General features: G+C 63.0%; 23 protein-coding genes. 6 read left to right on the top strand and 17 right to left on the bottom strand.

Going from position 1 to position 26,389, the window contains the following annotated elements; all coding sequences use genetic code 11:
• The first annotated feature begins 13 nt into the window (after nucleotides 1-13).
• The 5 genes from NCS00_RS27755 to NCS00_RS27775 all read left to right on the top strand — a co-directional run bounded on the left by NCS00_RS27755 (nucleotide 14) and on the right by NCS00_RS27775 (nucleotide 6,590).
• Nucleotides 14-1,486, top strand: a complete 1,473-nt coding sequence (locus NCS00_RS27755; RefSeq protein ID WP_008346965.1) for an NAD-dependent succinate-semialdehyde dehydrogenase — start codon at nucleotides 14-16, stop codon at nucleotides 1,484-1,486.
• A complete protein-coding gene (locus tag NCS00_RS27760) occupies nucleotides 1,483-2,478 on the top strand; it encodes a M14 family metallopeptidase (protein ID WP_250441532.1) in 996 nt (331 codons plus the stop codon). Before NCS00_RS27755 ends, NCS00_RS27760 begins: the two co-directional genes overlap by 4 nt.
• A 789-nt stretch (nucleotides 2,479-3,267) precedes the next feature.
• Nucleotides 3,268-3,612, top strand: a complete 345-nt coding sequence (locus NCS00_RS27765) for a cupin domain-containing protein (RefSeq protein ID WP_175981460.1) — start codon at nucleotides 3,268-3,270, stop codon at nucleotides 3,610-3,612.
• A gap of 196 nt (nucleotides 3,613-3,808) precedes the next feature.
• Nucleotides 3,809-4,870, top strand: a complete 1,062-nt coding sequence (locus tag NCS00_RS27770) for an ABC transporter substrate-binding protein (protein ID WP_008346971.1) — start codon at nucleotides 3,809-3,811, stop codon at nucleotides 4,868-4,870.
• Nucleotides 4,871-4,877: 7 nt separating this feature from the next.
• Nucleotides 4,878-6,590: a GMC family oxidoreductase gene (locus tag NCS00_RS27775; RefSeq protein WP_250441533.1), complete on the top strand. Its 1,713-nt coding sequence runs from the start codon at nucleotides 4,878-4,880 to the stop codon at nucleotides 6,588-6,590.
• Here the strand turns inward: NCS00_RS27775 and NCS00_RS27780 are convergent.
• From NCS00_RS27780 to NCS00_RS27805, 6 genes are all read right to left on the bottom strand, one after another.
• Complete coding sequence (locus tag NCS00_RS27780) at nucleotides 6,578-8,005, bottom strand: aldehyde dehydrogenase family protein (RefSeq protein ID WP_250441534.1); 1,428 nt, start codon at nucleotides 8,003-8,005, stop codon at nucleotides 6,578-6,580. The genes NCS00_RS27775 and NCS00_RS27780 overlap by 13 nt on opposite strands.
• A 20-nt stretch (nucleotides 8,006-8,025) precedes the next feature.
• Entirely contained in the window at nucleotides 8,026-8,823 is a 798-nt protein-coding gene (locus NCS00_RS27785; protein ID WP_008346975.1) for an ABC transporter permease, read from the bottom strand.
• On the bottom strand, nucleotides 8,820-9,731 hold the full coding sequence (locus tag NCS00_RS27790; RefSeq protein WP_008346976.1) for an ABC transporter permease: 912 nt from the start codon (nucleotides 9,729-9,731) through the stop codon (nucleotides 8,820-8,822). Before NCS00_RS27790 ends, NCS00_RS27785 begins: the two co-directional genes overlap by 4 nt.
• Nucleotides 9,728-11,041, bottom strand: coding sequence for an NAD(P)/FAD-dependent oxidoreductase (locus tag NCS00_RS27795; RefSeq protein ID WP_250441535.1), 1,314 nt, complete (start codon nucleotides 11,039-11,041; stop codon nucleotides 9,728-9,730). The genes NCS00_RS27790 and NCS00_RS27795 overlap by 4 nt, the downstream gene beginning before the upstream one ends.
• A gap of 2 nt (nucleotides 11,042-11,043) precedes the next feature.
• Nucleotides 11,044-11,757 (bottom strand): HAD-IA family hydrolase, encoded by a 714-nt coding sequence (locus NCS00_RS27800; protein WP_008346978.1) that lies wholly within the window; start codon nucleotides 11,755-11,757, stop codon nucleotides 11,044-11,046.
• A gap of 72 nt (nucleotides 11,758-11,829) precedes the next feature.
• Nucleotides 11,830-12,906, bottom strand: a complete 1,077-nt coding sequence (locus NCS00_RS27805) for an ABC transporter ATP-binding protein (RefSeq protein WP_008346979.1) — start codon at nucleotides 12,904-12,906, stop codon at nucleotides 11,830-11,832.
• Between the two features lie 100 nt (nucleotides 12,907-13,006).
• Here NCS00_RS27805 and NCS00_RS27810 point away from each other — a divergent pair, with 100 nt between their 5' ends.
• Nucleotides 13,007-13,978: a LysR family transcriptional regulator gene (locus NCS00_RS27810; protein ID WP_250441536.1), complete on the top strand. Its 972-nt coding sequence runs from the start codon at nucleotides 13,007-13,009 to the stop codon at nucleotides 13,976-13,978.
• Here NCS00_RS27810 and NCS00_RS27815 read toward each other — a convergent pair.
• The 11 genes from NCS00_RS27815 to NCS00_RS27865 all read right to left on the bottom strand — a co-directional run bounded on the left by NCS00_RS27815 (nucleotide 13,892) and on the right by NCS00_RS27865 (nucleotide 26,294).
• Entirely contained in the window at nucleotides 13,892-14,308 is a 417-nt protein-coding gene (locus tag NCS00_RS27815; RefSeq protein ID WP_175981448.1) for a helix-turn-helix domain-containing protein, read from the bottom strand. The two genes, NCS00_RS27810 and NCS00_RS27815, sit on opposite strands and share 87 nt — an antisense overlap.
• Nucleotides 14,305-15,474, bottom strand: a complete 1,170-nt coding sequence (locus NCS00_RS27820) for an NAD(P)/FAD-dependent oxidoreductase (protein WP_250441537.1) — start codon at nucleotides 15,472-15,474, stop codon at nucleotides 14,305-14,307. Before NCS00_RS27820 ends, NCS00_RS27815 begins: the two co-directional genes overlap by 4 nt.
• Entirely contained in the window at nucleotides 15,471-16,859 is a 1,389-nt protein-coding gene (locus NCS00_RS27825) for an FAD/NAD(P)-dependent oxidoreductase (protein ID WP_250437415.1), read from the bottom strand. Before NCS00_RS27825 ends, NCS00_RS27820 begins: the two co-directional genes overlap by 4 nt.
• Nucleotides 16,844-17,158, bottom strand: coding sequence for a (2Fe-2S)-binding protein (locus tag NCS00_RS27830; protein WP_008346985.1), 315 nt, complete (start codon nucleotides 17,156-17,158; stop codon nucleotides 16,844-16,846). Before NCS00_RS27830 ends, NCS00_RS27825 begins: the two co-directional genes overlap by 16 nt.
• Complete coding sequence (locus NCS00_RS27835; protein ID WP_250441538.1) at nucleotides 17,155-19,002, bottom strand: ABC transporter ATP-binding protein; 1,848 nt, start codon at nucleotides 19,000-19,002, stop codon at nucleotides 17,155-17,157. Before NCS00_RS27835 ends, NCS00_RS27830 begins: the two co-directional genes overlap by 4 nt.
• Complete coding sequence (locus NCS00_RS27840) at nucleotides 18,999-19,931, bottom strand: ABC transporter permease (RefSeq protein ID WP_250441539.1); 933 nt, start codon at nucleotides 19,929-19,931, stop codon at nucleotides 18,999-19,001. The genes NCS00_RS27835 and NCS00_RS27840 overlap by 4 nt, the downstream gene beginning before the upstream one ends.
• On the bottom strand, nucleotides 19,928-20,884 hold the full coding sequence (locus NCS00_RS27845; RefSeq protein WP_008346990.1) for an ABC transporter permease: 957 nt from the start codon (nucleotides 20,882-20,884) through the stop codon (nucleotides 19,928-19,930). The genes NCS00_RS27840 and NCS00_RS27845 overlap by 4 nt, the downstream gene beginning before the upstream one ends.
• An 80-nt stretch (nucleotides 20,885-20,964) precedes the next feature.
• Entirely contained in the window at nucleotides 20,965-22,587 is a 1,623-nt protein-coding gene (locus tag NCS00_RS27850; protein WP_008346991.1) for an ABC transporter substrate-binding protein, read from the bottom strand.
• Nucleotides 22,588-22,667: 80 nt separating this feature from the next.
• Entirely contained in the window at nucleotides 22,668-23,942 is a 1,275-nt protein-coding gene (locus NCS00_RS27855) for an NAD(P)/FAD-dependent oxidoreductase (RefSeq protein ID WP_250441540.1), read from the bottom strand.
• 28 nt (nucleotides 23,943-23,970) lie between these two features.
• The gene (locus NCS00_RS27860) at nucleotides 23,971-24,639 is read right to left on the bottom strand and encodes a haloacid dehalogenase type II (protein WP_250441541.1); all 669 of its coding nucleotides are present in this window, start codon (nucleotides 24,637-24,639) and stop codon (nucleotides 23,971-23,973) included.
• Nucleotides 24,640-24,815: 176 nt separating this feature from the next.
• Nucleotides 24,816-26,294 carry an aldehyde dehydrogenase family protein gene (locus NCS00_RS27865; RefSeq protein ID WP_250441542.1) on the bottom strand — a complete coding sequence of 493 codons (1,479 nt, stop codon included), beginning with the start codon at nucleotides 26,292-26,294 and terminating at the stop codon, nucleotides 24,816-24,818.
• Nucleotides 26,295-26,389: the final 95 nt, after the last annotated feature.

Genomic DNA, 26,389 nt, shown 5'->3' on the forward strand with positions numbered 1-26,389 from the left:
TCTGGAGACCATCATGACGCAACGATATGAACTGAGCGATCTGATTCGCGCCGATAACTTCATCGACGGCAAATGGGTTGCCGCTGCAAGCGGCCGACGCTTCGCCGTCACCGATCCCGCGACGGGCGACGTCATCGCGCAAGTGGCCGACAGCGGCCCCGCCGATGCCCGCGCCGCCACCGATGCCGCCGCGCGCGCCTTCCCCGCGTGGCGCGATACGCTGCCGAAAGATCGCGCCGCGGTCCTGCATCGCTGGCACGCGCTGATCGTCGAGCATGCCGATGCGCTCGGACGTCTCATCTCGCTCGAACAGGGCAAGCCCTTCGCGGAAGGCCGCGGCGAGGTGATGTACGGCGCGTCTTACGTCGCGTGGTTCGCGGACGAAGCCACGCGCATCTACGGCGACATCATTCCGCAGCAGCAACGCGGCAAGCGCATGAGCGCGGTGAAGGAACCGGTCGGCGTCGTCGCTGCGATCACGCCGTGGAATTTCCCGCTCGCGATGATTGCGCGCAAGATCGCGCCCGCGCTCGCGGCGGGTTGCACGGTCGTCGGCAAGCCGGCCGAAGATACGCCGCTCACGGCGCTCGCGCTCGTGATGCTCGCCCATGAAGCGGGCGTGCCGGCGGGCGCGTTGAATCTCATCAGCGCATCGCGCGAAAACGCGCAGGACGCGGTCGCCGACTGGCTCGAAGATGGCCGCGTGCGCAAGATCACCTTCACCGGCTCGACGCCGGTGGGCAAGTATCTCGCGCGGGAATCGGCGGGCACGTTGAAGAAGCTGTCGCTGGAACTCGGCGGCAATGCGCCTTTCATCGTATTCGACGATGCCGATCTCGATGCCGCCGTCACCGGATTGATGGCATCGAAATTCCGCAATGGCGGACAGACTTGCGTGTGCCCGAATCGCGTCTATGTGCAGTCGTCCGTGTATGACAAGTTCGCTGACCTGCTCGCGAAGCGCGTCGCCGCATTGAAAGTTGCGCCTGCAACTGATTCCGATGCGCAGATCGGCCCGATGATCAACGCGCGCGCGGTCGAAAAGATCGAGCGTCATGTAAACGACGCGTTGAAGCGCGGCGCACGCGCGCTGACGGGCGCCAAGCGTCTCGCGGAACTCGGCCCCAACTATTACGCGCCGACCGTGCTCGCCGATGCAACGTCCGACATGCAGTTGAGCTGCGAAGAAACCTTCGGCCCGGTCGTGCCGCTGTTTCGCTTCGACGACGAAGCCGAGGCGATCCGCGCCGCCAATGACACGCCTTTCGGCCTCGCAGCGTACTTCTATAGCCAGAACCTGAAGCGCATCGATCGCGTATCGCGTCTGCTCGAATCGGGACTCGTCGGCATCAACGAAGGCGCGATTGCGAGCGAGGCCGCGCCGTTCGGCGGCGTCAAGGAATCGGGCTATGGTCGCGAAGGCTCGAAGTACGGCCTCGACGATTACCTCTCGATCAAATATCTCTGCCAGGGCGGGCTCGAATGAATGCGCATTCAAACGCATACCCGATCGAGATCGCGTTCCCCGATATCGGCGCGCATGCCTCGGGCAACGCGGGCGTGCCGTATGTGCATACGTTCGATTCGGGCATCGACGGTCCGCATGTGATGATCAACGCGCTCACGCACGGCAACGAAGTGTGCGGCGCGATCGTCGTCGATGCCTTGCTGCGTGCCGGACTGCGCCCGCGGCGCGGCAAGCTCACGCTCGCGTTCGCGAACGTCGATGCTTACGCGCGTTTCGATGCGAGCAAGCCCGATGCATCGCGCTTCGTCGATCAGGACTTCAATCGCGTATGGACCGCGCAAGCGCTCGATGACATGTCGCGCGATTCGAGCGAGCTGCGCCGCGCCCGCGCGATGCGGCCCGTCATCGATACGGTGGACCTCCTGCTCGATCTTCATTCGATGCACGAGAAGAGCAAGCCGTTGATCGTCGCGGGACCGCTCGATAAAGGCATCGACTTGTCGGCGAGGCTCGGCACGCCTGCGACCGTGATCTGCGACGAAGGTCATCCGGAAGGACGGCGCATGCGCGATTACGAAGGCTTCGGCGATCCGTCGAGCGACAAGAACGCGTTGCTCATCGAATGCGGACAGCACTGGGAAGCGAATGCCGTGACCGTCGCGCGCGACGTGACCGCGCGCTTTCTTTTGCTATCCGGCGTGATCGACGAAGAAGACTTGCCCGCCGGATGGGTTCAGCCATCGCCGCAGGAAATGCTCGTTGTCCGTGTGACGGAACCGGTCGTAGCCAGGAGCATGGACTTCCGTTTCGCCGATGCCTACACGGGGCTCGAAGTGTTTCCGAAAGCGGGCAGCGTGATCGGCTGGGCGGAGGGCGTTGCGGTCGAAACGCCCTATGACGATTGCATGCTCGTGATGCCGTCGCTGCGGCAGTTGCGTCCGGGCGTGACGGTCGTGCGGCTCGGCAAGATCGAACGGCGCATTCGAGTTGCAGGTGGTTTGGCTCGTTGAAGCACTGTTCTACGGTTGTGATGTGAGGTCGCCGGATCCCGTGTACTTGTCGGTCTATCAGCGCTGCCCCTGTGCGGGGCGGCACTCACTTTCCTTCCAGTAGTCGCCGGATCCCGCTTTCGCGTCGGTCTATTAGCGTTGCCCCTGTGCGGGGCGGCACTCACTTTCTTTGCTGCTGCAAAGAAAGTAAGCAAAGAAAGCAGCTTTTCAGGCCCGCGGTCACACGCAATTTGGGTAGTTCTCTCGTCCTCGATGGCACTCGCCTAAAGAGTGCCCTCAAACACCTAATCGGGCGTGGCTCGCGCACGGTCTGCCGCCCGAATACGTTGAGCGCGCTGGTTCAGCACGAAACAGCTTCGGCACAGCGCTACGCGCTGCCGCCGGGTATGCAAGGGAAACCAACGTCCGGCGAAGGCGGCGAGATGGAGACGTTCTTAGAGAAGCACGCGCATTCCCGATGGACCCATCGGCCGCGAAGCGGGCTGGAGCTATTTGGTGCTGAACCAGTTTGTTGGGTGGTGCGATGTGGCAGACCGTGCGCGAGCCAAGCCCGATGGGGCCTATGAGGGCACTCTTTAGGCAGCCCACGAACGACGAGAGGACTACCCAAACTGCGTGTGACCGCGGGCGTATCGGGAGCTGCTTTCTTTGGTTACTTTCTTTGAAAGGGCCAGAGTAAGCGCTAAAGCGCTAACTCTGGTCGACGGCAAAGAAAGTGACTGCCGCCCCGCACAGGGGCAGTGCTAATAGACCGACATCACCCAAAACCATCAAGAGGCAAGAAAGCAAATGAAAGTACAGCAACTCAAACAGAGCATAGCAATCGAAGGACTGGAAGACTGGGGCACGGCGGGACTTCCCGGCACGCACGAAATAAAGATATCCGGCGTGCAAAAAGTGATTCCCGGCAGCGAAGCAATCGATACGGGCGTATTCGAATGCACGCCGGGCACGTACCGGCGTTCGGTGAAGGAAGCGGAGGTCATGCATTTTCTGGCCGGCCGTGGCCGCTTCACGCCCGATGGCGAGGACACGATCCACTTCACCGGCGGTGATACGCTCTTCTTCGCGGCGAACACCGAAGGCACATGGGAAGTCGATGAAACCATGCGCAAGGTCTACGTGATCTTCTGAACGTGCATCGGACGTGGCCATTGCGCTGACATAACATCAGGTCATGGTCACTCCAACAATTCCGGCGTTGCCCCCGCGTATTTGACTCAATATATTTTTAGTCATCCGCGCGCCGTCCTCGTCTTCGCTCGAAGCCGGACGGGACCGCGATCTGCAGGACGTCCACTGCTTCAATCTTGTCGAGGAAAACGCCGTGATGAAGATTGCAAGATTCCGCTGTCCGCACTTTCCCGTTCGTCCGCTGGCCATGACATTGCTGCTCTCCATCGCGAGCGCGGCGCCGTCGTTCGCAGCGGGCAAGATCACGTTCGTATCGCAAGGCGGCGCGTATCAGGAAGCGCAAACCAAGGCGATTCTCGATCCCGCCGCGAAAGAGCTCGGCATCACGATCAACCAGGACAGCATTCCGGATGCGTGGCCGCAGATCAAGGCGCAAGGCTCAACCGGCAAGCCGATCTGGGACGTCGTCGATACGCCCACGTCGAACTGCTTGCGCGGCGGGCGCGAAGGGCTGCTCGAAAAGCTCGACTTCTCGAAGTTACCCAACGCCGCAGCCATTCCCGAAAAATACCGCACGCCCTATTCGGTGGCGTACGAGTTCTATTCGACGGTCATCGGCTATAACAAGAAGTCGCTGAAGAAAGTGCCGCAAAGCTGGAAGGACTTCTGGGACGTCAAGAACTTCCCCGGCACGCGCGCACTGCGCAACGATCCGATGACGGTGCTCGAAGCCGCACTGCTCGCGGATGGCGTGCAGCGCGACAAGCTCTATCCGCTCGACGTGGATCGCGCGTTCAAGAAGCTCGAAGAGATCAAGCCGAACGTCACGGTGTGGTGGACTTCGGGCGGACAGTCGGCGCAATTGCTGCACGACGGCGAAGTCGACATGACGATGATCTGGAACGGCCGCGCGAGCGCCGTAATGAAGGACAATCCGGATGTCGCCTTCACGTTCAACGACGGCATTCTGCAGAACACGCAGCTTTGCATCCTCAAAAACGCGCCGAACATGAACGAAGCCGTGCGCTTCCTTAACGCGGCCGTATCGCCGGAATTGCAGGCGAATCTGCCGCTTTATATCGATTACGGTCCGGGCAATCCGGCTGCATTCAAGACCGGCAAGATCACCGACAAGCGCGCATCCGAATTGCCGAGCGCGCCCGCGAATGCGGCGAAGCAGGCGTTGCTTTCCGAAGAATGGTGGGCTTCAGAGTCCGGCATTCAGGCGAAGGCGCGCTGGCTCAAGTTCATGCAATAACGCCGACGTGTTCGACTTTCTGATTCTGGGCGGCGGCTCGGCCGGCTGCGTGCTGGCCGCGCGCCTTTCCGAAGATGCGCGCGCGACCGTGTGTCTCGTCGAAGCGGGCCGCGACATCTCCGCGCGCACGATGCCCGATGCCATCCGCAGCCGCTATCCGGGCCGCGCATATCTCGACACGCGCAACATCTGGCAGGCATTGAAAGCGCGCATGAGCGAACGCGCCGCGCTGCGACGCTATGAACAGGCGCGGCTTCTCGGCGGCGGCTCGGCGATCAATGCGTTAATGGCCAATCGCGGCTCTCCATCCGATTACGATGAATGGGAAGCGCTTGGCGCCGATGGCTGGAACTGGCAAGCGTGTCTGCCCTACTTTCGCAAGCTGGAAACCGATTGCGATGTCACCGGCCCGCTGCACGGCAGCGATGGCCCGTTACGCATTCAACGCACGGCATGGCCGCGCATTTCGCCGTTCGTGCGCACGGTGCTCGCCTCGCTTGCCGGCAGCGGCCACGCCTTGCGCGACGATCAGAACGGACCTTGGGAAGACGGCACGTTCATCGGTGCGATCGCGGTCAGCGCGAACGGAGAACGCATACCGACCTCGGTTTGCTATCTCGACGATGCCGCGCGCGCTCGCAGCAATCTGACGATACGCACCGGCGATGTCGTCGAATGCATTCTGTTCGATGGCAAGCGCGCGATCGGTGCGCGCATCGTTCGCGCCGACGGCACGCGTGAAGACTTGCGCGCGCATCGCGTGATCGTATCGGCGGGTGCGATTCACAGTCCCGCATTGCTGATGCGAAGCGGCATCGGCCCCGGCGATGAACTCGCCGCGCTCGGCATCGACGTAGTGGCCGATCGTCCCGGCGTCGGGCGCAATCTGATGGAACATCCTTCGATAGCGGTCTCCGCGTTTTTGCCGCGCGCCGCACGCACGCCGTTTCCGGATGAACATCACGAGCAGGCGATCGTGCGCTTTTCATCCGGCCTGGCCGACACCGTTCAAGGCGACATGCACGGCGCGATCCTGTCGCGTTCGGGCTGGCATTCGGTGGGTTATCGGCTGGGCACGATCTTCTTCTGGGTCAACAAGTCCTATTCGCGCGGACGCGTCACGCTGGCATCGGCGAATGCATTCGATGAACCCAACGTCGACTTCGCGATGCTCTCCGATTCCCGCGATCTCGAACGGCTCAAGCTCGCGCTGCGTTTCGGCGCTGCAACGCTTGCATCGGCTTCGATGGATGCGATCTTTCCATCGAGCTATTCACCGCGCGTTGCAGCGGTGGCGGTGCCGGGAACATGGAATGCGCTCCAGCGCGGCGCGTTGAGCGCGCTGCTCGATATCGCCGGGCCGTTGCGTGGTGCGTTGATCAAAGGCGTCGTGACGCAAGGCATCACGATCGACGAACTGCTCGCCGATGATCGAAAGATGATCGAGTTCGTCATGCGCCATGTCGGCGGGACATGGCATCCGTCGGGAACGTGCCGCATGGGTTCATCGAGCGATCCGCTGGCCGTGACCGATGCGCGCGGCGCGGTGCATGGCATCGAAGGTCTGCATGTATGCGACGCGTCGTTGATGCCGTCGATTCCATGCGCGAATACGAACGTGCCGACGATCATGATCGCCGAGCGCGTGGCGGATGCATTGCGCGGCACGGTCCTCGACAAGCATGAACCGGCCGCGCACGCCGTGACTCAGGCGCCGTAACCCACGATGCCCTTCACTTCGAGAAACGCTTCCAGTCCCCACTCGCCATATTCGCGCCCATTGCCCGACTGCTTGTAGCCGCCGAACGGCGAGCCCGGATCCCACGCCGGATAGTTCACGTAGACACTGCCCGCGCGCATTCTCATCGCCACGCGGCGCGCGCGCTCCTGATCCTGCGATTGCACGTAAGCCGCCAGGCCATAAGGCGTGTCGTTCGCGATGGCGATCGCTTCTTCTTCATCGCGATACGGCATGATCGCGAGCACCGGGCCGAAGATTTCCTCGCGCGCGATGGTCATCGAAGGATTCACGTTAGCGAACACGGTCGGCTTCACGTAATAACCGCGTTCGAGTCCAGCGGGACGCCCCGCGCCGCCCGTCACCAGTGCAGCGCCCTCTTCTATGCCGACATCGATCAGCCGCTGCACGCGTTCGAACTGCACGTCGCTGACGACGGGGCCCATCGTCGTCGCCGGATCGCTCGGTGAGCCGACGCGCTGCTTCTGCGCCGCGCGCAACGCGATCTGCACCACTTCGTCGTGCCGCGATGCGGGCACGAGCATTCGCGTCGGCGCATTGCAGGATTGACCGCTGTTGCTGAAGCACGAATTCACGCCGGCCGTGACGGCTACTTCGAAATCGGCATCGTCCAGCAGGATGTTCGCCGACTTGCCGCCGAGTTCCTGATGCACGCGCTTCACTGTCGGCGCGGCCAGCTTCGCGATCTCGATGCCCGCGCGCGTCGATCCGGTGAACGACACCATATCCACATCCGGATGCGCGCTCAATGCCGCGCCGACGGTCGGACCATCGCCATTGACGAGATTGAAGACGCCTTTGGGCACGCCGGCCGCATCGATGATTTCGGCGAAAAGCACGGCGTTCATCGGCGACACTTCGCTCGGCTTCAACACCACCGTGCATCCCGCCGCGAGCGCAGGCGCGACCTTGCAGACGATCTGATTGATCGGCCAGTTCCACGGCGTGATGAGCGCGGCCACGCCCACGGGCTCGTGATTGACGAGCGTCGTGCCCTTCTTGCGTTGCCATTGAAAGCGTTCGACCGTGCGCAGCGTCTCTTCGATATGACGCTTGCCGAGCGCCGCCTGCCACGCATGAGCGAGCTTCGCCGGTGCGCCGATCTCGCGCGAGATGACATCGGCCATCTCGTCGTAACGCGCGACATACGCTTCGAGCAAACGCTCGAGCAACGCAACGCGCTCTGCGACGCTCGCCCGTGAAAACGATGAGAACGCACGCCGCGCCGCCGCGACCGCGCGATCGACATCGCGCGCATCGCCGAGCGCGACCTCGCCGATCGCTTCTTCAGTCGATGGATCGATGACCGGCAAACGTGTATCGCCGTACGGTTCGACCCATTCGCCGTCGATATAGAACTGCTGTAGATGTCGCATGGTTTTTCGTTGTGAAAGATTCAGGCTCGCGCCGCAGCCGAAGATCGCCGGCTCACGACGACGATCATCACGAGACACAAGGTCAACGCCGTCAGCATCGTGCTGATGGCGGCGATGGTCGGATCGATTTCATCGCGCAGCGTGACGAACATGCGGCGCGTGAGCGTCTGATTGTTGCCGCCCGAAATGAAGAGCGCAACGACGGTTTCATCGAGCGCCTGAATGAACACGAACACGGCACCCGAGATCACGCTCGCCTTGATCTGCGGCAACGTCACCGCCATGAACGCGCGAAAGCGATTCATGCCGAGACTGCGCGCGACCATCTCCTGCGTGCGATCGAACGTGCGCAAGTCCGCGCCGACGGAGATGAGCACATACGGCAGGCCGAGCATCGTATCCGCGATGATGAGACCGCCAAGCGTGTTCACATAACCCATCTGCGTGAAGACGAAGAACACGCCCACTGCAACGATGATGATCGGCACCATCAGCGGCAGCATCAGCAATGTGCGCAGATAGCGCAACGACCAGTGCGATCCGTACTGGATGCCGTATGCCGCCGCGATGCCGACCGGCGTCGCGATCAAGGCCGCGCACGTCGAGGCCGCAAAGGTGGTCTTCGCCGCATCGATCCACGCGGGATTATCGAAGAACGCGTGATACCAGCGCAACGAATACGCAGGCGGCGGAAACGTGAGGAAACGCGCATCCGAGAAAGACAGCGGCACGACGATAACCACGGGAATCATCAGAAACGCGAGAATCAGCATCACCGATGCACCGAGCGTCACGCGGCCGAACGATAAGGTATTCATTTCGCCCCCAGTGTCTTTTCGAGCGGAATCACGCGGCTCACGCAATAGAAGATCGCGCACACGCAAATAAGCAGCACCACGCTCACCGAGCTTGCCGCGCCCCAACTGTTGTAGATCTCGACGTTGCGGCTCACGATCATCGACACCATCATCGACTTGCCGCCGCCCATCAGCTCGGGCGTGATATAGAAGCCGAGGCACAGCACGAAGACGAGCGTGACGCCCGCGAGCACGCCGCTCATGGACAGCGGCAGAAACACGCGCAAGAACACATGCAGCGGCGAACCGCCGAGACTCGCACCTGCTTGCGAGAGATTTGGCGGAATCTTCTGCATCGCGGAGTAGAGCGGCAGCACCATGAACGGCAACAGGATATGCACCATCGCGATGATCGTGCCGAACTGGTTATACGAAAGCTGTAACGGGCGCTCGATCAGACCCATGCCGAGCAGCGCCTTGTTGATGAGACCGGTGCGTTGCAAGAGCACGAGCCACGCATACGTTCGCACGAGCACGCTCGTCCAGAACGGAAGAATCACCATGCCGAGCACGAGCGCGCTCCATCGCGGCGATATCGATGCCGCGAAATACGCGACAGGATAGCCGAGCAGCAGCGTAATCGCCGTCACGATGAAACTGAGCTTGAACGTCAGCAGAAAGGTGTCGAGATAGGCACCGGTAAAGACACGCTTGTAATTGACGAGCGAGAACACGCCGTCGTGATAGAACGATTGCCACGACAGCCACGCGAGCGGCACGACGAGCAATACGACGACCACGAACAGCGCGGGCGCCATCAACAGCAGCATCGCGCGGTCTTCGCGTCGCTGATGCCGCACCGATGGATCGATCGTCGCGGGTTGCATCACGGCGGGGTCCTGGAGAATCCGTTTGGCTGTCGTCATCATGCACCTACTGCATCGAGGAACTGATACCACGCAGCGACGAGCCGCACACCCGGCGCGCGCAACGCATGAAACGGTACGGGCCGCAAGCCGTCTTGCGCGAGCAGCGCGAGTTCGGGCTTCTCACCGAGCGCAAGCGCAGCGGCATGCTGACCGATCAGGCTCGCCATCGCGACACCCGCGCCGTTATAGCCGAGACAGAACGTGGTCGCATCGTCGCTGCGGCCCACGTGCGGCAATGCGTTGAAGGTCATCCCGACATAACCCGACCAGCGAAATTCCACCGGCACGTCCTTCAATTGCGGAAAGAGCGCGACCATCGCGCGTTGCAGCGCATCGAAGCCGGTCGGCTCGCCTTCCTTGCCGAACGCGTCGCGGCCGCCGAACAACATGCGGCCATCGACCTTGCGGAACCACTTCATCATGCGGCGCGTTTCGGTGTAGCTGCGGCGGTTCACCATCAACTGCGCATCGAGTTCCGGAGATAAGGGCGCGGTCGCGATCATCGCGCTTCTGAACGGCACGAGCTCGCGATGATATGAAGCGGTTGCCTCGGTCAGATTCGAATAGGCGTTCGTCGCGACGATGACCTGCTTCGCGCGCACCGTGCCGCCGGGCGCCGTCAACAGCACGCGGCCGTCCTGTTCGCGCGACATGTCGATGACAGGCGTCGCTTCGTAGATCGGCACGCCGCGCGCGATCAGACCGGCCGCGATGCCGCGCACGTATTCGAGCGGCAGGATCGTGCCCGCGTCCGCGCTCAACACGCCGCCGACGAAGCCCTTCGAGCCTGTCTCATGTTCGACTTCAGCACGAGATTGCACGCTCATCGACGTATCGTTGAGCGTCGTGCGAACCCAGTCCGCCTCGGCGCATATCGATGCGAGCGCACGTTCCGTATGCGCGCAACGCAGGCTGCCCGTATGTTCGAAGCGCGCGCGTTCGAGCTTGAACTCGTCGACGAACGCCTCGACGGTGCGCACGCCATCGTGCGCGAGCCGATGCATGCGCTTCGCGACATCGATGCCATGCGTGCTCGCGATCGTCGGAAACGAGAGACGAAACTTCGACGACACCACGCCGCCATTGCGTCCGCTTGCGCCCCAGCCGATCGGATTCGCATCGAGCACCGCGCATTCGACGCCGCGCTTTTGCAGCGCATACGCGGCGCTCAAGCCCGAATAGCCCGCGCCGATGATCGCCACTTCGACATCGATATCGCGTGCGAGCGGTGCGCCGGTGCTCATCGGCGCGGCTATCGCCCGCCACAACGAGTCCGGTTGCGGGCGCAGCGGTGTCGTCGGGGCGCGCATGGTCAGGCGGCGGCGCGGAGTTCGTCGTCGACGGCATCCGCGAGCGCGGCGAGCGTCGCGAACTTCCACGTCGGCGTCGTCACGCTCTCGGGCACGGGTGTCGCGCCGAAGCCCTTCATGCCCTGGCGCCGCTCGATCCAGCATGTCGAATAACCGAGCTTCGTTGCGATGCCGATATCGTGATACTGGCTCTGCGCCGTATGCAGGATCTCTTCGAACTTATAGCCGAACGCCGCCTGACGTCCACGGTTATAGGCAAAGAATTGCGGATCGGGTTTGGCGACGCCGGTCTCATCGCAGCAGACGGTATCGTCGAACGGATTGCCGAGCGTGTGAGCATAGGCCGACAACGCAACGCGATCCGCGTTGGTCATCGCGACAAGACGAAAGTGCTTGCGCAGACGCTTCAATGCCGCGACCGAGTCTTCGAATGCGGGCCATTCAAGCACATCGCGCTGGAATGCCGCGGCGGATTGCGCATCGTCGGGCAAGCCGAGTTTGCTCGCGAGATGCAGATACACGTTCGCCATTTCATGACTCGATCTGCCCGGATACTTCGCGCGCCCTTCCATGTACGGCTCGAAGATCTGATCGTCGGTCAGGTCCTTTGCCTTCGCTCCGCCCAGCCGGCGCACGGAATCGAGCACGCCCTTTTCGAAGTTGATCAGCGTGCCGACGACATCGAAGGTCAGGACCTTGAAATCGGTGAGATTCATTGCGTCATCCTTTACGGGTTGCGTATCTACGTTTGCAGTCGAAATCGCCCGTGCACAGGCGGTGAGAAGAAATCAGGCCGACACGACGATCGTGTCTTGCGGATCGAGCGCGACCGTCATCGATGCGCCCGGCTCGGGGATGCGCTTGCGCGCGTCGTGGCTGCCGGGTTGCCGAAGACTGATCGCCGTGCCGTCGGCGAGAGCGGCGAACACGCGCAGGCTCTCGCCTTGATAGAGCACTTCGGTCACGCGGCATGAAAGACGGTTCGCATCCGCATGACGGTTCTCGCCGTCGATGACGAGCTTTTCCGTTTGCACCGCGAGCAATAGCTTCTCGCCGCGCGGCAATGGATGCGCGGTGCGTAGAATCGTATCGCCGAGACGCACGGCATCGTCGCCGGCGCGCGTGACATCGAGCATCGTCGCTTCGCCGATGAAGCTCGCGACGAACGCATCGCAAGGACGGTCGTACAGGCGCTCGGGTGTGTCGATCTGCACGAGCCTGCCGTCCTTCAACACGGCGACGCGATCGCTCATCGTGAGTGCTTCGCGCTGGTCGTGCGTCACGTTGACGATGGTCGCCCCGAGCTGCCGATGCAGTCTGCGCAATTCGATTTGCATGGTCTCGCGCAGTTGCTTGTCGAGCGCGGACAACGGCTCGTCCATCAGAATGAGTTGCGGTTGAAACACCATTGCGCGGGCAAGCGCCACGCGTTGCTTCTGTCCGCCTGAAAGCTGATGGATGCTGCGGCTTTCATAACCTTTGAGTTCGACCATGGCGAGTGCTTCGGCGACGCGCTTCGCCCATGTCGATTTCGGCTCGCGCCGCGCACGCAGCGAGAACGCGACGTTCTCGCCTACCGTCATGTGCGGAAAGAGCGCGTAGTTCTGAAACACGATGCCGATATCGCGCTTGTGCGGCGGCGCAAATGTAATGTCACGCTCGCCGACCCACACGCTGCCCGAGCTCGGCTGCACGAAGCCGCCGAGAATGCCGAGCAGCGTCGTCTTGCCCGAGCCAGAAGGCCCGAGCAGCGAGACGAATTCGCCCGGCGCGATATCGAGCGATACGTCATCGAGCGCCGTCACCGCGCCATAGCGCTTCGTCGCGGACCTGATCGACACTCCCGTTTTAGCGCGTGCGTCCATGTCGTTCGTCTCGTCGGAAATAGATGGGTTGGGAAAATACTAAGTCGCGATGTTTTTGACGGCAATTCCAAAATTGTTGGATCGGGCATAACATGAAGTCATGCCAAACCTTCGCAAGAAACTGCCGAGCGCCAATGCGCTTTTCGTATTCGAAGCGGCCGCGCGCTGCGGTAATTTCACGCGCGCCGCGCAGGAGCTTTATGTGAGTCAGCCCGCGGTGAGCCGCATGCTCGCGCGCATGGAGGACCATATCGGCGTGCGGCTTTTCGAGCGCGTGCGCGGCGGCATCGAACTCACGGAGAGCGGCGAGATTCTTTATCGCAAGATTTCCGAAGGCTTCAGCGGCATCGAAAGTGCGATCCGCGAAATCGAGGCGCGCGCGACGGGCATCGAGACCGTCACGCTTTCCGTATCGACCGGCTTCACCACGCATTGGCTCATGCCGCGCATGAGCCGTCTGAATCAGGCGTTTCCATCGGTCGATCTGCGGTTTCAATTGATATCGGGGCGCATCGGCGGGCCGCTCGTCGATGTCGATCTCGGCATGCGCTTTGTTCACGACGAAGAGATCGACGAGCACGCGGTGCTCGTGATGCCCGAGATGCTCTTGCCGCTTTGCAATCCGCGTTATCACGAACTCGCAGAGACCGATGCGGCGCGCGCGCATGGCGATACCGTCATCGTGATGGACGATGAAGAACGCGGCTGGCACGAGCGTTTTCATGCGTTCGCTTCAAAGGAGCGCCATGCAGCGGGCATGTTGCGTTTCAACGATTACGCGATCGTCGTGCAGGCGGCGTTGCTCGGACAAGGCATCGCGCTCGGATGGCTCAACGTGACGTCGCACTGGCTCGCGCAAGGCGCGCTCGTGCCTGCCGAAGAAGAACTGGTGGCCACGAGCCGGCGTTGCTGTCTGCTCACGCCGCCGAACAAGTCGATGCGGCCCATCGTCGCCAGCGTGCGCGAATGGATCATCCAGGAAGCGCTAAGCGACATGCGCTCCGTCGAAAGCAAATACCCGCGGCTGGGCTTGCGTGACGCGCTTGCCCAGACCGGCATCGAGCTCGGCTGAGCGCGCTTTTCTGCGCGCGCGCTCGACGAACGCGCTCGGCGTCATGCCGCACAGGCGCTTGAAATGCCGCGCCAGATGACTCTGATCGAAGAAGCCCACTTCCGTCGCGACGACCGATCCTGGCACGCCCGCGAGCAATAACGTCTGCGCGCGCCGCACGCGCAACTCGCACAGGTACTTGTACGGCGAAAGTCCGAATTGCTCGCGAAACACGGTCGCGAAGCGCGACACGCTCAGCGCCGAAAGATCCGCGAGTTGCGCGAGGCTCACGGTCTTGTCGAAATTGGCTTCGATGTAGGCGAGCGCGTCGACCAGATTGGCTTGGCTCATGGCGAAGTCTCGGAAGTAAGCGATTGCGCGTGCGTCGACGAAGCGCGCTGAAATCGTCTGATGGAAAACGATGAGAGATCGATCGGCGTGCTGCCCGCATCGAGCAATTCGGCAAGCGTCTCGCCCACGCCCGGTCCGATCTGAAAGCCCGATCCGCTGAAGCCGAACGCGTAGAACAGGCCATCGGCTTTCGAACTCGGACCGATCACCGGCTCCGAATCCGGCAGATAGCTTTCCACGCCGCTCCACACGCGAATCACATGCAGCGGGCGCATCGCGGGCACCATGCGGCGGAACTGCGCCAGTTGCGCGACGGTGTTCTCGGGCAGGACGGAAGCGCGTCGCGTGTCTGCGTCCGCGGGTCCGGGCGGTCCGCCCCCGAGCACGATATTGCCCCGCTCCACTTGCCGGAAATAAACGCTCTCTTCCTTGATCGACGTGTACACGCCCATCGAAGCCTTGAACACGTAAGGCACGGGTTCGGTCACCGCCATTTGCGGGCCGCGCGCGACGAGCGGCACGGGTTCGCCGAATTGCGTCGATAGCGTATTGGCCCACGCGCCCGCGCAAATCAGCACTTGCTCCGCCCGATACACATCGCCCGCCGCGCTTTCCACGCAAAAGCCGCCCGCTTCCTTTTCTACGCGCACCACTTCCGTGTTCTCGACGACGCGCGCGCCGAGCCGCGCGGCGGCACGCCCGAACGCGGGCGCGGCAAGACGCGGATTCGCGTGGCCGTCGAGCGGCGAGATGGATGCGGCGATCACGTCGCGGCCCAGAAAAGGAAAGCGCTCGAACATGGCCGCGCCTTCGAGCACTTCTAGATCGAGGTCGTAAGCGCGCGCATCGGCGGCATAGCGATGAAAGTATTCCGCGTCATGCGCGTGATAGCACACGCGCGTATGCCCCGATGGCAAGAACTCGACATCTTCGCCGAGCAGTTCGCGGGAACGCCGCCACGTTTGCAGCGCGCGATTCGACATTGCGAGTTGCTCCAGCGCGCGGCCTTGGCGACGCACGCCGCCGAAGTTCACGCCGCTCGCCTGTTGTCCGGTCAAGCCGCGTTCGAGCAGGATCACGGAACGCTTGCGACGGCGCAAAAAGAAGGCGGTCGTCGTGCCGACGATGCCCCCGCCGATCACGATCACATCGGCGCGCTCGTTCATTCGCTGGTCTCCAGATCCTTGTGCGGCGCGAGCGCCATGGGCAGAGGTTTCACCGGTGCCTGCCCGCGCAAGCGGCCGACCGCTTCCAGCGGCACGCGTGCTTCGGCTGCAATGACTTCCGCGCCCGCATGTGCGCAGAAGCGGCCCTGGCATCGGCCCATGCCAACGCGCGAAAAAGCCTTCGCGCGATTCGCTTCCTTTGCGCCCATGTCGTTCACGACGCGCCTCAGGTCGCCTGCCGTTATCGCTTCACATCGGCACACGATGGTTTCATCCGGCAAGGCGGCGGCAAAGCGCGCGGGCCACGGAAACGCGGTGCGCAAGCCGGAAGCAAAACGCGTGAAGCGATTTAGTTGCAAGCGCAACTTGTTGGCTTCGTCTTCGCTGCACGTCATGCCGATGTCCTTCAACGCCGCGAGCGCCGCAAGACGTCCCGCGCGCTCGGCGGCATCCGCGCCGCGCACGCGCGCGCCATCGCCGGCAAGATAGATGCCTTTCACGTTGCTGCGGCCATCCACATCGGCGATGGGAAGCCACTGTTGCAACGCCTGATCGAAGCGGAACTCGCAGCCCGCGAGATCGGCGAGCTGTGTTTCAGGGCGCAAGTGATAGCCGAGCGCGACGGCATCGCATCCGACTTGCAGCATCGCGCCATCGGCTTGCCTGACGCGCACGCCTTGCACGCCATGCTCGGGCGTGCCTCGAATCTCGACCGGCGTGATGCCGCGATGAACCGGCACGCGCGCATCTTTCAGTACGCGCATCAACGCAACGCCCTTCCTTAACGCCGATGGAATCGCGAGCAGTTGCGGCAACGCGCGCAGACGCTGCGCGAACGTCGATGTATCGAGCACCGCACTTACTGTCGCGCCCGCCTTCACGTATTGCGCGGCGACGAGATAGAGCAACGGACCGGTGCCCATCATCACGACGCGCGAACCGATCGCGCAGCCCTGCGATTTGAGCGCGACCTGCGCGCCGCCGAGGCTATACGCGCCCGCGTGATGCCAGCCGGGAACGGGCATCAGCCGATCGGTCGCGCCGCTGCAAATGATGAGCGCATCGAACGCGAGCTTGCGATGACGCGTGCCGCTCACCGTGTGCAGTGCATTCGGCTCGATGTTCCAGACGAGCGTATCGGGCACGTAGTCGATCTTCGGGCGCAACGCATCGAACGCATCGTGCAATGCACGCGCGCGCGTTGCTTCCGTGCCGTACAAGGTCTCGTACGTGCGCTTGAATCCTTCCGGCTGACGACGATAGATCTGCCCGCCGTCGCGTCTGCCTTCATCGATAACGACGGGACGCAAGCCCGCTTCGACGAGCGCCTGCGCCGCACGCACGCCCGCCGGTCCTGCGCCGATCACGATCACAGTCGCGGCCATACGCCCTCCTGCGCTTCTGCAAGACGCGTGACGATCGACATGCCTTCGGCCGCCTGCGTCGTGCACGCGCGCACGCGCTCGCCGTTAGCGGTCCACACCCAGCAGTCCTGGCATGCGCCCATCACGCAGAAGCCCGCGCGGCGGCCATCGCCGAACTCGGAGTCGCGCAATGCTTCCTGCGATGTGAGCAGCGCGACCATCAGCGTGTCGCCTTCGGCTGCGAGCGCGCGCTTGCCGTCGATGACGATCTCGAACGTCCTGCGTCCTTTCTCGGCGACTCTCACGAAGCGTCCGCTCATGCCGTCACCGTTTCCATCGACTGCATGCGGGCGAGATCGTCGGCGCTGTGATGACACAGGATGTGCGCGCCCGAAGGCAAAGTCTTCTTCGCGGGCGGCGTCACGTTGCACTTGCCGTCGATGCGCGCCGCACAGCGCGAACGGAAGCTGCACAACTCGGGCGCATCGCTTTCCGGACCGAGCGCGGGCAATGCGCCGAGCGCCATCGCACGACGCGAATCGAGCCAGCCGGGACGCAACGCAGGAACCGAATCGACGAGCAAGCCCGTATAAGGGTGATACGGCGGATGCGAAAGCGCATCGCGCTGGCCCGCTTCGACGCACTGGCCCGCATACAGCACGATGACTTCATCGCAGATGGCGCGCACGGTCGAGATGTCGTGGCTGATGAACATGTACGACACATTCAGTTCGCGACGCAGCTCGGCGAGCAGATCGAGAATCGCCGCGCCGACGACCGTATCGAGCGCGGACGTCACTTCATCGCAGAGAATGAGCTCGGGATTCGCCGCGAGCGCGCGCGCAAGATTCACACGCTGCTTCTGCCCTCCCGACAGGCCGCCCGGCTGACGCTTCGCGATCGATGCAGGCAGCTTCACGAGATCGAGCAGCTCCAGCATGCGCTTTTGCGCGGCCGCGGCCCGCAGACCGTGATAGAAGTTCATGGGCCGCGCGAGAATATCGGCAATGGTGCGGCTCGGGTTCAACGCGGTATCGGCGTTCTGAAACACGATCTGCACGCGACGATATTGATCCAGCGTGCGTTCCGATAGTTTCGCTGGCAACGACTTGCCGTCGAGCAGCACGTCGCCGTGCGCGCGATCGACGAGACCCGCGATCACGCGCGCGAGCGTCGTCTTTCCCGAGCCCGATTCGCCGATCACGCCAAGCGTGCTGCCGCGCGCGATCTTCAGGCTCACATCATCGAGCACGCGCACGGCGGGCACGCCGTTCGCATCGATGCGTCCATAGCCCGCGCTCAGATTGCGGATTTCGAGCAGCGGGACTTTGCGCGCATCGTCGGGCGTTGCGCGTTCCACTTCGGGACGGCGCGTTGCCGCGAGCAACTGGCGCGTGTACTCGTCGGCCGGCGCGTCGAGCACTTGCGCGGTCGCGCCGTTCTCGCGCACGCGTCCACCGTTCAACACGACGATGCGATCCGCCATCTGCGCGACGACCGCGAGATCGTGCGACACATACACGGCCGTCGTGCCCAGCTCGCGCACCACGCCCTTGAATGCGGCGAGCACTTCGATCTGCGTGGTCACGTCGAGCGCGGTGGTCGGTTCATCGAACACGACGACGGCGGGATCGGTGATCAGCGCCATTGCCGCCATCAAGCGCTGCAACTGGCCGCCCGACACCTGATGCGGATAACGATCGCCGATGGTCTCGGGATTCGGCAACGCGAGCGAACGAAACAGGCTGATCGCTTTCTCACGCGCGACAGCGGGCGTCATGAGTTTGTGCAGCAGCGCGGGTTCCGTGACTTGATCCATGATCGTGCGCGCCGGATTGAAGCCCGCCGATGCGCTCTGCGCGACATACGCGACGGTGCGCGAACGCAATGCGCGACGGCCCTTCGCGTCGAGCGACAACACATCGGTATCGCCGATCTTCACCGAGCCGCCCGCGATAGAACAACCGCCGCGCGCATGACCGAGCAGCGCGAGCGCGATGGTCGTCTTGCCCGATCCCGACTCGCCGATCAGCGCGAGCACTTCGCCCTTCTTCACCGTGAAGTCGACGCCCTTCACAATCTCGACGACGGGATCCGGCGCCGCGCCAGCAACGACGCGCAAGCCTTTCACTTCGATCATGTTCGTGCCTGTGTTCGATGTCATTGGCCGCCTCCATGCGAACGCGCGCCATGACGACGCAAACTGTCGATGAGCAGATTCACGCCTACAGTCAGCGTCGCGATCGCGACTGCCGGCATCAGCACCGCGGGCGCGCCTTCCGCCAGCCCGCCGATGTTCTCGCGCACGAGCGAGCCCCAGTCCGCGTTCGGCGGCTGCACGCCGAGACCGAGAAAGCTCAGGCCCGAAAGCAGCAGCACGATGAACACGAAGCGCAGGCCGAAGTCCGCGAGCATCGGGTGAATCATGTTGGGCAGCACTTCGACGCGTGCGATATAGAAGAGCTTCTCGCCGCGCGCCTTCGCGACCTGCACGTATTCGAGCGTCATGATGTTCACCGCGAGGGAGCGCGAGATGCGGAAGGCACCGGGGATATAGGCGAGTGCGGCGACCATCATCAGCATCGGAATGGACGAGCCGAATGCGGCAATCACGACGAGCGCAAGAATCTTGCTCGGGATCGAAATGAGCGCATCGAACAGGCGGCTCAGCGCTTCATCGACCCAGCGTCCCGACACGGCGGCCACGAGACCGAAGAACGTGCCGATGACGCTCGCGGCCACCGTCGCGGCGAGCGCGAGGCCGACCGTGTATTGCGTGCCGTAAAGAATGCGGCTCAGCATGTCGCGGCCGAGGTAGTCGGTGCCGAGCAGATGTGCCGCGCTATACGAGCCGAACACTTCCGTCGATGTGAACGCGCCGCCTTTATAAGGCGCGACAACCGGCCCGACGAACGCGATCACGAGCCAGAACACGACGATGAACAGACCGATGAGACCCAGCACCGAAAAGCGGTTGACGAGGCGGCTCATGAGGCCGCGCCTGACGACGACGGGCGCTTGCTCCTGCGGGGCATCGGCGGGCGGCTGATCGTATAGCACGGTCGTGGCGTGAGAAGTGACGTTCCGATTCATCGTTGACGCAGCCTCGGGTTGGAGACGATCTGAGCCAGATCGGCGATGAGCACGAGCGCGAGATAAGCCGCGCAGAACACCATCACGCAGCCCTGCACGAGCGGCATGTCGCGATTGGTGACGGCGTCGACCATGAGGCTCGCGAGACCGGGATAGTTGAAGATCGATTCGACGATCACCACGCCGCCGAACAGATACGAAAGCGAGAGCGCAACCGCATTTGCAATCGGCCCGATGGTGTTCGGCAATACATGCCGCAACACGACGCGCATGGGCGAGGCGCCTTTCAGGACCGCCATCTCCACATACGAAGCGTTGAGCTGATCGAGCACCGCCGCGCGCGTCATCCGCGCCATCTGCGCGACGATCACGCAGCAGAGCGTCATCACTGGCATCGCATAGGTCCGCACGAGCGCGCCGAACGACGATACATCCGACAGATACGACAACGCCGGCAGCCAGCGCAGCTTCACCGCGAAGATCAGCACCGCGATGGTCGCGACGAGAAACTCCGGCACCGCCACCGTCGAAAGCGTGAGCACGTTGAGCACGCGATCGACGAGCGAGCCGCGATACATCGCCGAGAGAATGCCGATGAACAACGCGATCGGCACCGACACCAGCGCGGTCAATCCCGCGAGCACGAGCGAATTCGGCAGACGCGTCGAGATGAGTTCACTGACCGGCAGATTGTTCGACAGCGACGTGCCGAAGTTGCCCGTCACCACATGCAGAAGCCATTGCAGATAACGCGTGACGGCAGGCTGATCGAGGCCGAACTGATGCCGCAGCGCCGCCACCTGTTCGGGCGTCGCCGCCTGACCGAGCGCCTGTTGCGCGGCATCGCCCGGCAAGAGACCGGTGATGCCGAACACCACCATCGACACGATCAGCAGCGTGAGCAGCGCGAGGCCGAGGCGCGCGGCGACGAGTCGTTGCGCATGAGCTTTCATCGGATAAACGCCTCTCTCTCGTTGAAGGTTTGACTGCGCGCGCCATCGGAAGATGGCGCACATCGCGCTTCAAAGCATGCTCATGCCTCGAGCCACACGTTCTCCGCGAACATCCAGCCCATCAGGCCCGCGAGCGGAATGCCGCCCAAGCCCTTCAGCTTCGTCGTATGCGCGTCGAGCGAACTCTGGAACATCGGAATGCCGATGCCGCCGTCCGTATGCACGAGCTCCTGCATGTCGCCGTAAATCTTCTTGCGCTTCGCATCGTCCGGTTCGCCACGCGCGGCGACGAGCATCTGGTCGAACTGCGGGCTCTTCCAGTTCGCTTCGTTCCACGGCGCATCGGATTTGAAGAACTGCGTGAAGATCACGTCCGCACTCGGGCGCGCGTTGATGTTGCCGAAGCCGAGCGGATGCTTCATCCAGTGATTCGACCAGTAACCATCCGCCGGCACGCGCGTCACTTGCAGATTGATGCCCGCTTGCGGCGCGACCTGCTGCATCAGCACGGCCATCTCCACGGAACCTTCCGCCGCCGGCGATGCGTACAGTTGGATCGGCGTGCTGCCGAGCTTCGCCTTCTGGAAGTGGAACTTCGCCTTGTCCGGATCGAAGCCGCGTTGCGGCAGACCCGACATGTAGTACTTGTTGCTCGGATCGATAGGCTGATCGTTGCCGATCGCGCCATAGCCGCGGAAGATCGTCTTGCGCATCTGCTCGCGATCCATCAGGTACATCATGCCGCGGCGGAAATCCGCATTGCCGGTGATGCCGCCATCGTCGCGCATGATGAGGTCGGTGTACTGGCCCGTCTTCGTTTCCAGCACCGCGAAGCCCGGCGTGCCCTTGATCCGCTCGGTCGAGCGCGCGCTCACTGCATTGATGAGCTGCACGTCGCCGGACATCAGCGCGTTCACGCGCGCGGGTTCGTCCGCGATGCCGATCAGCTCCACTTCGTCCAGATGCGGCATGCCCGGCTTCCAGTACTTCTCGTTGCGCACGCCGACGGTACGCACGCCCGGCGAGAACTCCTTCAGCTTGAACGGGCCCGTGCCGACCGCCGTCTTGAAGTCCGTCGTGCCGTCCTTGATGATGAGGAAGTGCGAGTCCGCGAGAATCACGGGCAGGTCCGCGTTCGCGCCCGTCAGCGTGATCGTGAGCTCGTTCGGGCCGGTCGCCTTGATTTCCTTGAACTGATCGGCGAGCGTCTTCGCCTTCGAGCCGACCGCCGGATCCTTATGGCGCATCAGCGAATAGATGACGTCCTGCGGCGCGAGCGATTTGCCATCGTGGAACTGCACGCCGCTGCGCAGCTTCACGACCCACACGGTCGCGTCTTTCGTTTCGAGCGATTCGGCGAGCGCCATCTTCGCGCCGAGATGATTGTCGAGTTCGGTCAGGCCGCTGTAGAACATGAAGCCGCGCGCGTAGTCCGTGCCGAGCGCGCCCTTCGCCGGATCGAGCGTATCGGCGGCTGACGACGACTGCGTCGCCACGCGAATGCGTCCGCCCTGCTTCGGCTTGTCCTGCGCGAAAGCCGCGCCGCTCGCGGTGAGCAGACCCGCGCCCGTCATTGACATGAGTCCGCCCGCGGCCATCGCGCGAAGGACATTGCGCCGGGACGCGCCACGGCGCGTCAGTTCTTCCAGGCGTTTGCCGGCATCGGCGTGAACGAGTGCTTCAGGCGATTTGTCGATGCTCATGAACTTCTCCGCGATAGGGACTGTGAATGTTCGACGGCTTGGTTATTGGATGAAGGCCGTCTGTCTTTGCTTTCGATGCTTCAATAGAAAACGTCTTTGATCGAGTAATACGCGCCGACGAGCGGCAGGAACCACGGCTTGCCCGTATGGCCCGGAATCGCGGGCCAGTCGAAATCGCGCCACGGGTTCGCATCGGCGTTGCCGTTCATCACGTCGGCCATGATCTGGCCCATGTGCGTCGACATCTGCGTGCCGTGGCCGCTGTAGCCCATCGAGAAATAGATGCCATCGTGCTGGCCCGCGCGTGGCAGGCGATCCGCGGTGATATCGACGAGACCGCCCCAGCAATAGTCGATGCGCGCACTGGCGAGACTCGGGAAAATAGCTGCGAGATTCGCCTGCAGGATGCGTCCGCTCTTCGCGTCCGATGGACGTTCCGACGCGGTGAAGCGCGCGCGTCCGCCGAGCAGCAAACGTGAATCGGGCGTCACGCGAAAATAGTTGTGCATCAGGCGGCTCGTCGTGTACGAGCGGCGCTGCGGCAACAGTTGCTTCAGTTGTTCTGCTGGCAGCGGCTCCGTCACGATGATGAACGAGCCGACCGGTGCAAGCCTGCGCCGATACCACGCGAACGGTCCATGCTTCGAAGGCCCTGTCGCGATCAGCACTTGCCTTGCGCGCAACGTGCCGCGCTTCGAATCGATTCGATAGGCGCCGCCTTCCTTCGCGATCGCCGTGACTTCAGCGTGCTCATAGAGACGCGCGCCTTGCCTCGCCGCTGCATTCGCGAGGCCGACGGCGAACTTGCCCATATGCATCTGCCCGCCGTGACGTTGCAACAGCCCGCCGTGAAAGGCATCGGACTGCACTTCATTGCGGACCTGCTCGCGATCGAGCAAATCGATATCCGGATCGACTTCGCGCCGGATCAACTCGGCGGTCGTCGCGATATGGTCGAGATGATGCGGCTTCGCGGCGAGCTTCAGCTTGCCCGACGCGAGATAGTCGCAATCGATGTCTTCTTCGCGGATCAAACGTTCGACCGTGCTCACCGCCGCCGCATACGCGCGATAACAGCCTTGCGCGCGCTCCACGCCGAGTTGCGAGCGCAGCGCCGCATAATCCTGCGCGACGCCCGTATTGCATTGACCGCCGTTGCGTCCCGACGCGCCGCCGCCTATGCGCCCGGCATCGAGCACGACGACCGACGCGCCGCGCTTCGCCAACGCGAGCGCCGCCGACAAACCGGTGAACCCGCCGCCGATCACGGCGACATCGGCCTGGCCATCCGCCGGGCCTTCGCACGTCGAGATGATCGAAGGCGCGGTATCGAGCCAGTAGGAGTCGAGTTTCATCGGCATTGCTCGCGTGAAGTGGCTTCGATTACAGACCGAGTTGACCGGCGAGATCGCCGATGGTGTCCACTTCGTAATACTCGTAGTACGGCGTGCCCGGCTCGTGGCCGCGCTTCACGAACGCCTTGTGCTTAATGCCCATGTCGTGCGCGGTCATCAGGTCGTAGCGCAGGCTCGACGACACATGCAGCACGTCTTCCGGATTGCAGCTCAATTGATCGAACATGTACTCGAAGCCCTGCATGCGCGGCTTGTACGACTGCGCCTGCTGCGCCGTGAACACGCGATGAAACGGCGCGCCGAGCTTGTCGACGTTGCTCTGAATCTGATCGTCCGATGCGTTCGACAGAATCACGAGCTTGTACTTCTTCGCGAGACGCGAGAGACCTTCCGGCACATCCGGATGCGGGCCCCACGTCGGCACGGCGAGGTAGTATTTTTCGGCTTCGGCTTCGTTGAATTCGACGTTCATGCGCTCGCACGCGCGGCGCACCGAATTGACGATCACGTCGCGATACGGCTTCCACGCGCCGAGCACTTCGTCGCGGCGATAGCCCGCGAAGAACTTGACGAATTGTTCGAGGTCGTCGCCCTGCAGGCGGTCTGCGTACATCTCGCGGGTCATGTCGGCCATGCGGAATTTCGTCAGCGTGCCGTAGCAGTCGAACGTGATGTACTTCGGCTCGAAATCGATCATGATGTCAGTCCTGTCGTGTGTTGGTTGAAACAAGAAACAGCGAAGTGTCGAGAAAATTTAAACAAGGCAAAAATGACTGATGGCGTTGAATGCGTGCCTCGCGACGATACAAGTCATGCGTTTTGAGGCGTCGCCACAGCAGAAAATGCGGCGCACGTTTGGAACGATCGTGCGCTTCAGACTTCCGTATCGATGAGCACGCTCTTGAAGCGCAGATTCGCTTCGTAAGCCTGCCGTCCGAGATCCTTGCCAATGCCAGAGCGCTTGTAGCCGCCCGTCGGAATCACGAAATCGCTGGTACGTCCATAGCGATTCACCCATACCGTGCCCGCTTCGATGCCGCGTACCATGCGCAACGCGCGACCGATGTCCGCGGTATGCACGCCCGCAGCAAGGCCGTAGTCCGGATGCGCTGCGAGTTCCAACGCTTCTTCTTCGGTGTCGAACGACTGCACGGTGAGCACCGGGCCGAAGATTTCATTGCGCACGGCGTCGCTCTCCTGCGTGACGTCGCACAGCAACGTTGGCGAATAGAACGCGCCGGGCGTCGCGGCATCGGCACGCTTTCCGCCGCAACGCAAGGTCGCGCCGTTCGCGATGCTGCGCTGAACGATCGCATCGATGCGCTGCACCTGCGGCTCCGAAATGATCGGCGGCAAGGTCGTGCCCGCAGCCCAGGTCGCGCCCGCTTTCAGTTCGCCGAATGCTTGCGCGATGCGATCCGTCAGTTCTTCGGCGATGCCGCGCTGCACGAGCAGCCTCGATCCCGCGACGCACACTTGCCCCGCATTCCCCGTGATGGCGCCCGCGATGCGACGTGCGACCTCATCGATGCGCGGTGCGTCGGCGAACACGATCTGCGGGCTCTTGCCGCCCAGTTCCAGCGTGACCGGCTTCGTGCCGCTTTGCGCGCATGCGGCCATGATCGCGGCGCCGGTGTGCGTCGATCCGGTGAACGTCACTTTGCCGATGCGGGGATGACGCACGAGCGCATCGCCGGTGGTGCGGCCATCGCCCTGAACGACGTTGAAGATGCCCGGCGGCACGCCCGCTTCGAGCGCGAGCTCGGCGAGACGCAACGCGCTGAACGGCGTCATCTCCGAAGGCTTCAGCACGACCGCGTTGCCCGCCGCGAGCGCGGGCGCGGTCTTCCATATGCCCATCACGAGCGGAAAGTTCCACGGAGCAATCGCGCCGATCACGCCATACGGCTCCGCGATCGTCATGCCGAGATGTCGATGATCCGTTGCCGCAACATCGCCGCCGATCTTGTCGGCAAGCTCCGCATAGAAGCGAATGCTCTCGGCGGTGAACGGCACGTCCCAGTTGTATGCGTCGCGCACCGGGCGCGTCGAGCCGATCGCTTCGAGCGGCGCGAGATTCGCAGCGTCGGCAGCGACGAGATCGGCGAACCTGCGCAGCACGCGTGCGCGCTCGCGTGGCGCGCGGCGGGCCCAGTCGCTCTTTTTGAACGCGCTGTAGGCGTTCTGCACGGCGTAGTCGATCATCGCGTCATCGGCGACGGGCACCGAGGCATACGCGACGCCATCCGACGGACGCGTTACCTCGATACGCGACGCGCCCGCATCGATCAGTTCGCCGCCGATGAAGTGCCCGCTTCTGATGACGATGCTGGCGGGATCGAACCGGTCCATATGCGTGAGTCCTCCTCGGCATGTTGCGTTGACATGACTCCATCGTAGGGCCAGCGCGCCGGCATATTTCGCCGACAAAATTGCCGATTCAGCAC

This window comes from Caballeronia sp. AZ1_KS37, assembly GCF_023631165.1.
Classification (GTDB): domain Bacteria; phylum Pseudomonadota; class Gammaproteobacteria; order Burkholderiales; family Burkholderiaceae; genus Caballeronia; species Caballeronia zhejiangensis.